We start from the raw sequence: 2499 nt of genomic DNA, 5'->3' as shown, positions 1-2499 counted from the left end.
GGAGGGCCGGTGGTGCCTGAGGTGTAGACGATGAGGGCGGGGGAGGCCGGGTCGGGCTCGGCGGGGAGCGGGGCGACCGGACCACCGCCACCGACATCGACACCTCCGCCTCCGCCTCCGCCGAGGACGACATCCAGGCGCTCCAACGCCCGCAGCGGCTCCGGGAGTTCCTCGCCTGGGCCCGCGAGTACGCCCGTCGGCGCGCTGTCGGCCAGAATGTGCGCCAGCTCCCGCTCGCCGATCTTCGGGTTCAGCGGTACGGCCGGCGCCCCGGCCAGCAGCGCGGCCACCACGCCGACGGCGGTCTCCAGCGTGGGCGTCGCCCACACGGCGACCCGGCGCGCCGGGTCCAGCGACGCGGCCAGCGCCCCGGCCGCGGCGGCGAGTCCGGAGTAGCTCAGCGAGCGTTCGCCGAAGCGCAGTGCCGAACGGTCGCCTCCGGTGGCGAGCGCCGGGAACAGGGGGGAAGGGGGCGAGCTCAAGACGTACTCCTCACTGCACTGCACGACGGCGAAAAGGGTGCTCACCCGGGTGTCACCGGGCGGTTCCATCCTCGTACGGGAACCGGGCGAGCGGGGCCGTACGCTGGAAGAAGGTCTTGGCGCGGATCGTCGCCCGCTCATCGTCGTGCACCTGGCCGGGCCGGGAACCGTTGCCGAGCAGCACCCCGCCGAAGCGCATCCCCAGGTACGCCGCCGTGTGGTTCAGGGTGGTCACCAGCGCGTCGGCGACGACCTCGTCGCGGTCCGCCATGACCGTCACGCCCCACAGGGTCCGGCCCGTCATCCGCTCCTTGAAGTCCAGGCCCGGCACCGCCAGCCAGCCCGACCAGTAGTCGAGGTAGCGCTTGGTCTGCGCGGAGAGCGTGTACCAGTACAGGGGCGAGGCGATGACGATGTCGGTGGCCCCCAGTGTGGCCTGCCGCAGCTCCTCCTCGGTCTCCCCGCCAGGCCGGGCGCCGGTCTCGTGCCGCCCGTCCTGGAAGTCGGCCAGCGGCAGCTGGGCCAGGTCCACCCACCGCTGCGGGACATCCGGGGGTAGTTGCTCGGCGGCGGTCCGTGCGAGGGCCTCGGTGTTGCCGTCGGGGCGCGAGCTGCCGAGGACGAAGAGGAAGGAGCGGTCGGTCGGTGCCTGTGCGTCACCTTGAACAGCAGTGGGAGAAGTCGTCATGTGTCACTCCAACAGCGCGTCAAGGGCCGCGGATTCCCTTCTCAGAGTTTCGGGGCTCCTTGCCAGCGCCACTTGGTGGGGCGCGGGCGGCCCGGGAGGTCCGCCCGGCCCGTGGACCACAGGAGGGTGGGCCACGGGGGCGTGTCCGTGGGGGCGTCCGGGAAGAGGCGGGTCAGGACACGGGCGCAGAGGTCCGCGGGCGGGGTCCAGGGGAGTGCCAGGCCCTCGGCCAGGTCGTGGGTGTGGACGAGGGTTTCCACCACTGCCATCGCGGCGAAGCCCTCCGGGTCGGAGATTCCGTAGACGTGGTAGGCGCGGGTCTCCGGTGGTGTCGTGCGGACCATCGCGGTGACCAGCGCGCCACTCGCTTCCAGGACCTGGAGCAGTCCCGCGGGGCCCGTCTCACGGTCGGCGTGGATGGCGTTCGCGGGGCTGCCGGGCCTGCGGGGCGCCCGGACGAAGGGGACCTTGCCGTCCAGCGGGGGCGTCTTGGGCCCCAGTTGGGTGGCGTACGAGAACAGGGCCTGGGCCAGGTGCTCGACCGTCTCCCAGCAGGTCCACTCCAGCGAGCCCGCGTGGCCGTCCCAGGCCGTGGCGGGTGCCTTGCGGAGGGTCTCGACAGAGAGTCCGACGGCGTGGTCGATGTCGTCGGCGGTGACAGGGGACGTGGCGTTCTTGGCTGTTGGAGACATGGGGCGGACCGTACCCGTAGCGGGCGCGCGAGGGCACTCGCTATTCGTCCGGGTAAGACACCCGTTGCAGCAGGCCCCACGTGAACTCCGCCACGCAGCGGCGCTGTTCCCCCGTGGCGGCGTCCGGTGCGGTGAGGAGCAGGCGCCACCGTGTCGGGGCCGTGCCCTCCATCGGGCGGGCCGGGGGAAAGGCACGGGCCACCTCGTCGACCGTGCAGGACCAGGGGCGGAGGTCGGCCACGGACTCCAGGGTGGGGCCGTCGGCGCCCGGCGCGCGGATCAGCCACTCGTTCCAGACGGTGCGGTCGGGGGAGAGCAGCGCCTCGAAGCGCAGGTCGGGCCAGAGCGGGACCGGCCACAGCAGGGCCTCGCACTCCAGGTCGCCGATGCGGCGGCGGAGGGTCGACTCCGGGGGGCCGAGGATCGAGCGGTACCGGGATGCCGCGGCGCGCGGGCGTGGCGAGCGGGCCATCGCCTGCCAGCGGCGGTTGGCCTCGCGCATCTCGGCGACGGTGGCGCCGAGTTCGCGGCGGGCGTCCTCGACGAGGCCGGGGTTGTGGTCGGCCATGCGCCGCAGGAGGACGAGTTGGAAGTGGCGAGGGGTGAAGGGGGTGGCCGGGGTCGCGGGGCGGTCGGG

The 2499-nt window shown here is 73.5% G+C and carries 4 protein-coding genes; all 4 read right to left on the bottom strand.

Translation table 11 applies throughout. From position 1 onward, the window contains the following. The coding region (locus tag U9R90_RS35445; protein ID WP_411061549.1) for an AMP-binding protein at positions 1-482 on the bottom strand (482 nt) is incomplete at its 3' end. 52 nt (positions 483-534) lie between these two features. Continuing rightward, complete coding sequence (locus U9R90_RS35440; RefSeq protein ID WP_411061548.1) at positions 535-1170, bottom strand: flavodoxin family protein; 636 nt, start codon at positions 1168-1170, stop codon at positions 535-537. Between the two features lie 41 nt (positions 1171-1211). Next, the gene (locus U9R90_RS35435; protein WP_411061547.1) at positions 1212-1862 is read right to left on the bottom strand and encodes a maleylpyruvate isomerase N-terminal domain-containing protein; all 651 of its coding nucleotides are present in this window, start codon (positions 1860-1862) and stop codon (positions 1212-1214) included. 40 nt (positions 1863-1902) lie between these two features. Beyond that, the coding region (locus U9R90_RS35430) for a hypothetical protein (RefSeq protein ID WP_411061546.1) at positions 1903-2499 on the bottom strand (597 nt) is incomplete at its 5' end.

Origin of the sequence: Streptomyces sp. E11-3 (genome assembly GCF_046540415.1) — a bacterium.
Taxonomy (GTDB): domain Bacteria; phylum Actinomycetota; class Actinomycetes; order Streptomycetales; family Streptomycetaceae; genus Streptomyces.
The sequence above is the reverse complement of the archived record's forward strand: the minus strand, read 5'-3'. Positions and strand labels throughout refer to the sequence as shown.